Source organism: Fulvivirga kasyanovii (assembly GCF_009711405.1).
In the GTDB taxonomy this organism is placed as follows: Bacteria; Bacteroidota; Bacteroidia; order Cytophagales; family Cyclobacteriaceae; genus Fulvivirga; species Fulvivirga kasyanovii.
Genome location: NZ_SMLW01000406.1, coordinates 1 through 5029 on the forward strand (window position 1 = coordinate 1; position 5029 = coordinate 5029).

Annotated in this window: 5 protein-coding genes; 2 read left to right on the forward strand and 3 right to left on the reverse strand. The window is 43.7% G+C overall.

What is annotated here, in order from left to right:
* Together E1163_RS05505 and E1163_RS05510 are read right to left on the reverse strand one after the other, a co-directional pair.
* Positions 1-196, reverse strand: a 196-nt coding sequence (locus E1163_RS05505) for a hypothetical protein (RefSeq protein ID WP_221417941.1), incomplete at its 3' end; no start/stop codon positions are given.
* Between the two features lie 192 nt (positions 197-388).
* Positions 389-2038, reverse strand: a complete 1650-nt coding sequence (locus E1163_RS05510; RefSeq protein WP_155170325.1) for a site-specific DNA-methyltransferase — start codon at positions 2036-2038, stop codon at positions 389-391.
* 194 nt (positions 2039-2232) lie between these two features.
* Between E1163_RS05510 and E1163_RS05515 the strand changes: the two genes are divergently transcribed.
* Together E1163_RS05515 and E1163_RS05520 are read left to right on the forward strand one after the other, a co-directional pair.
* Positions 2233-2790 carry a 1-acyl-sn-glycerol-3-phosphate acyltransferase gene (locus E1163_RS05515; protein ID WP_221417942.1) on the forward strand — a complete coding sequence of 186 codons (558 nt, stop codon included), beginning with the start codon at positions 2233-2235 and terminating at the stop codon, positions 2788-2790.
* 185 nt (positions 2791-2975) lie between these two features.
* Positions 2976-3251 carry a DUF1905 domain-containing protein gene (locus tag E1163_RS05520; protein WP_155170329.1) on the forward strand — a complete coding sequence of 92 codons (276 nt, stop codon included), beginning with the start codon at positions 2976-2978 and terminating at the stop codon, positions 3249-3251.
* 31 nt (positions 3252-3282) lie between these two features.
* Here the strand turns inward: E1163_RS05520 and E1163_RS05525 are convergent, their stop codons facing one another.
* Entirely contained in the window at positions 3283-4668 is a 1386-nt protein-coding gene (locus tag E1163_RS05525) for an MATE family efflux transporter (protein ID WP_343033756.1), read from the reverse strand.
* Between the last annotated feature and the right edge of the window lie 361 nt (positions 4669-5029).

Here is a 5029-nt window from a genome sequence, read left to right on the forward strand (position 1 = left end):
GATTTACATATTCCTTAAATTCACCAAATCCACCTATTTTTCTAATCGGTGATTTAAGCATAAAATATAATTTATCACCTGCCCCTAATCCTGTGATATTCCACGGAGTAGGAGTCCAAAAGTTTATTTCATTGTTAAATCCAGATTCTCTTAGAAATTCAAACCAGTCCAGATCTGTTGGTGATATTGCAATCATACTCTGACGTTTTTTAATTAGCCTAACAATCTGCTGCACCCCACCTTATGGTGCATAGCCATAACTATACTTACAGTCCTAAAAGCTGAAAGCTAATTCTGTCAAATGATTATATCAATACCCAACCTTGGGTATTTTTACCTTAAAAGCTCTACCTTATTAGTTCATTGCCCTCTCAAAGAGTAATCCTACTTACCATCCATCATGCAATTTAAAAACTTTTACACCTTGTTGTGCTTTAAATTCTTCTTTTTCCTTATCAGGAAGTCCTTCCAGTATCCTTTGATATGATTTCCTGATCCTTGCCAGAGACAGACTCGCAATATGGTCAAATTCTGCTGTTTTCTTTTTGATCGCTTCAGGTAGTTGTACGCAGATGAACAGTCTGGCAGGAGAGGAGGCGTTTAGGTCCAGTACTGCATGGGCCGTGGTGCCGGAGCCGGCAAAGAAGTCCATGATGATATCATCGGTGGAGGTGAAATATGAGATGAGTTCCTTGGCCAGCTCGTAAGGCTTGGGGTTTTCAAAGGGGATGCCCAGTTCGCCAAGGTACTTATCATCACTGCCACCGAAGAGTAGTATGGAAGGTACATTTTCATACATATTTTCCGTGAGCAGGTACTTTCTCTCAGGCTGCTTTTTGTGGTCGGGGCCGAAGATTACCAGGTTATCATCCAGCAGCTTTTTCATGGTGTTTTCAGGGTAACGCCAACCTCTTGCAGGTATGGGGCATTTCTTTTTCGTGATGGGGTGTACCAGTGGAGTGAAGTATTCGTCTGGTGCTTTTTGCTTGTTGGGCCACGCCATGGATACGGTCCGGTACACATTTCCCTGCCCATCGATCTTGTTGTAAGCTTTTTCGCCACCGCTGAAAGTCTTTTGCGACTGCATCCACTGGTAAAAATCTTTATTAATGTCTTCCAGAGTGACCTTTCGCTTGTAGTCATGCAGCAGCGTTTCGGGCATACCATATTTTTTCACCACGGTTTTGAGGTCGGCAGGTACTCCGGTCTTTCCAAGCTTATTATATAATGCGGCAGCTTTGTTGAGTATCCTTTTGGCGTTTTTCTTAGGTCTTTTGAGCTTGTTTTTGCTTACAAAATCATTTTTGCTTTTGGCATAAACCACAATATACTCATGCTGACAGGCAATGCTTTTGGCATCTCCCTTAGGGTTGCCTTTGTCCCAGATGATGGTGCCAAGTTTATTATCCTCGCCAAATATCTCATTGCAAACCAGTTCCAGGTTGTTAACCTCATTTTCATCGATATGGATGAGCATGACACCGTCACTTTTTAATAAATCCCTGCCCAGGTAGAGCCTGGGGTAGATCATGTTCAGCCAGTTGGAGTGGTAATGACCATTCTCACTTCCGTTAACATGTTGTTGTGCAGGCCCACTTTCATTATTGCCTGATGCAGTTCGCTGCAGGTACTCCTTTTTGGATTCATGGAACCTGTCTTTGTAAATAAAAGAGCCTTTGCCGGTGTTGTAAGGCGGATCAATGTAGATCATCTTCACCTTTTCAGCATGGCTTTTGCGAAGCAACTTCAACACCTCGAGGTTTTCCCCTTCAATAAACATATTGTTGCAAGACCCAAAATTAATGGAGTCGGCCACTGTGGGAACCAATGTCTTAACCGCTGGTTCATGGATGCTGGCTATGGCTGCTCCTTTGCCAGCCCAGTTGAGTGCGTACCGTTCATTGTTGCTGTTTATTTTTTCTCCGAATGTGGCCCTTAGTTTTTCCCAATCTATTTTCCCATCACGAAATGCCTCGGGGGCGATCCGGTAAAGCTGTTGCTTCAATTGTTCATCGGTATTTGCCGACTTATCGTCCATAAAATCAAATTACTGGCATGCTAAATTTAGTGCAAGATAAGCTATACGGCTGAAATGAACCAGACAAAGCTGTACATGCTCCGGGGCTTGAATAATCCTTTGGAGGTAGAAAACATAAAATTGTCATGAAAAAGATAAGAAGCTGAAGAAGTTTGATTTAGTTTAGCACCATGCTTAAATCGGTTTTTAAAATATTGTTTAGGATCCGTGGATGGAAATTGTACCGACCTACTCCTCCCGAGGCCTATAACTGTATTATGGTGGCGGCCCCACATACCAGCAACTGGGATTTTGTGTACGCCATCAGTGCCCTGGATCAGTTGGGGGTTAATCCCCGGTTTACGATTAAAAAGGAGTTTAATAAATTCCCGTTTGGCAGAATGATAGAAAACCTGGGAGCATTATGGATTGACCGTACCCCAAAGACCGACAAAACGGTTAAAAAAAGCATGACACAGGTGATGGCCGAGTTGTTCAAAGAAGCAAAAGAACCACTTTCCCTTCTGGTGACTGTAGAAGGTACCCGCTCAAGGGCGCCACTATGGAAGACAGGCTTCTATTATGCTGCTTTGGAAGCTAAAGTGCCTGTTTGCCTGGCTTTTATGGATTACAAGACCAGGGTAACAGGAGTAGGCACATGCTTTATGCCATCTGGTGATATAGAAAAGGATATGGCCATAATCATGGATTTTTACCGTGATAAGCATGGGAAATATCCTGAAAACTTTAGCCTGGACGAACGTTACAGCTAAAAACTGACCTTTCTTAGCGTTTAAAAGTACCCGGAACCCCTCGTTTATTGACAGCCTTGTCGCAATCCGCCCGCCAGATTGCCGGAATAGCACTTGATGTGGCTGATTATAGGGTTGTACCTTTATATTATGATCAATTGATCACACCAATAATACCAAGGTTCAACAATTAAACATTGAATATCATGGCTCTACTTGATAAACAATTTGCTGCCATATTGCAGAAAGGAGAAAATAAAGGTGCCTGGACGTATGTAAAAATGCCCGATTCCGCTACGTTTTTTGGCACAAAAGGCCTGGTAAAAGTAAGGGGGACAATGGATGGGCACCCGTTTGAAAGTTCATTTATGGCTTTGGGTGATGGTACGCACAAGCTGCCCGTAAAGTCAGGGTTAAGAAAGCTGATCGGTAAGGAGGCCGGGGATAGCGTGGAGGTACATTTGACGGAAAGGCTGTCATAAATTTATCATAATTGAACTGATAAACTGATAATTAACCAATGGTTCTTTGGTGTCGGTTCCTGATTGTTCTCACTTTCCAGTAACCCATTTTATAGTAAATAAACGCCACTGCCGCTGCAATAAGGTTGGATATGGGAAAAGACCACCAGATACCTTCAAATTCAAGCCCGGTTTTATAGGAAAGTACAAAAGCCAGGGGAAAGCGTATGATCCACAGGCTGAATATGGAGATGAGCATGGAGGCCTGCGTAAAACCTACGCCATTGAATGTGCCGTTCAGCACTTGCTGTACACCTAAAAGGCCAAAGCTTGGAGCCATTACTTTAATAAATAGTGCGCCGTCTTTTATAACTTTCGGATCATTAGGTACGAAAAATGCGGTAAGATTCTCCGCAAATACAAACAACAACATTCCGATACCGGTAAGCCCGAAGAATGCTACTTTGCTGCTGAGGTCGCTGATTTTTTCTGCTCTTTTTATTTTTGAAGCACCTATATTCTGCCCTACAAGGGTGGTGGTGGCTATGGCCAGCCCAAGGGCGGGGACGATCACCAGGCTCAATATCCTAGCACCGATACCGTATGCTGCCACCACATCGCTGCCAAAGCTGGTCACCAGCATGACCATCACCGTCATACCCGCTGCCCGGGAAGACTGCTCCAGGCTGGCGGGGATGCCCATGGCGAAGAGCTTTTTAGTCCATGATAGGTCAAATTTCATATCCGGCCAGTTGATTTTGATACCCTTCTTACCACGCCAAAGAATGAAAATACCCGTGGCGGCAGACAGTCCCTGGGTGATAATGCTGGCTACCGCTGCGCCTGCAACACCATAGGCAGGGATAGGGCCGTACCCAAAAATGAACAATGGGTCTAGTATGAGGTTTAGAAACACCGTGACAAGGATCATATACATGGGAAGCACAACATTTCCGATTCCCCGCATGAGCGACTGAAATACGAAAAACATGAAAAGAAATACAAAGCCAAGAGAGGAAACCTGGAAGTAAGAGATAGAATCGGCGAGGATCTCCGGGCCGGCACCTACAAGCTTCATGAGTGGAGGGGCAGAGAAATACCCGAGAATAGCCAGTAAAATGGAAATAAAAAAGATCACCAGCACGGTTTGGGAAGAGCTATAATTGACTTGCCGCTGGTCTTCTGCGCCCTTATGATGCGAAACGATCACGGTACCGGCAAGGGTTAGTCCCGCACCCAATGACAGTACCAGGAACAAGATTGGAAAGCTGAGGCTGACTGCAGCTACGGCATTGGCTCCCAAACGGCCAAGCCAAAAGGTATCAATAAGCTGGTATGCTGTGTGAAGAATGTTGGCCAGAATTATAGGTAGAGCAAGTGTGGTAAGAGAGTTGAGGATTTTCCCTTCGGTGTACTTTTTGTTTTTGGCTTTGTTCACAAATGAGAGACAAGGTTTTAATGCTAAAAGCTAACAGTCTAATATCAGTAAAGTTATTGATCAATGAGTGGTTTTAGGTAATTATTTTAAACAGGATGTGAGGTTGATTGCTTTGTGCTTCCCATTTGCTTTGAACTAGTTAGGTCCTTTGTACTTGCTTATGAGGTATATAGCTCAACGTGCTGATTTTAAGTAACTTAAATTGAATGCTTATTTTACTAAACATCGACCATTATAACATTGCTTGCCTTGGGTTGAACCAACATCAAAGCAAAACCTTAAATTAATAATACCATGGGGGAGAGATAAGCTCCGGGAAGAAGTACTGCCTACAGAACTAAACAGCGGCTTTACTAAACTT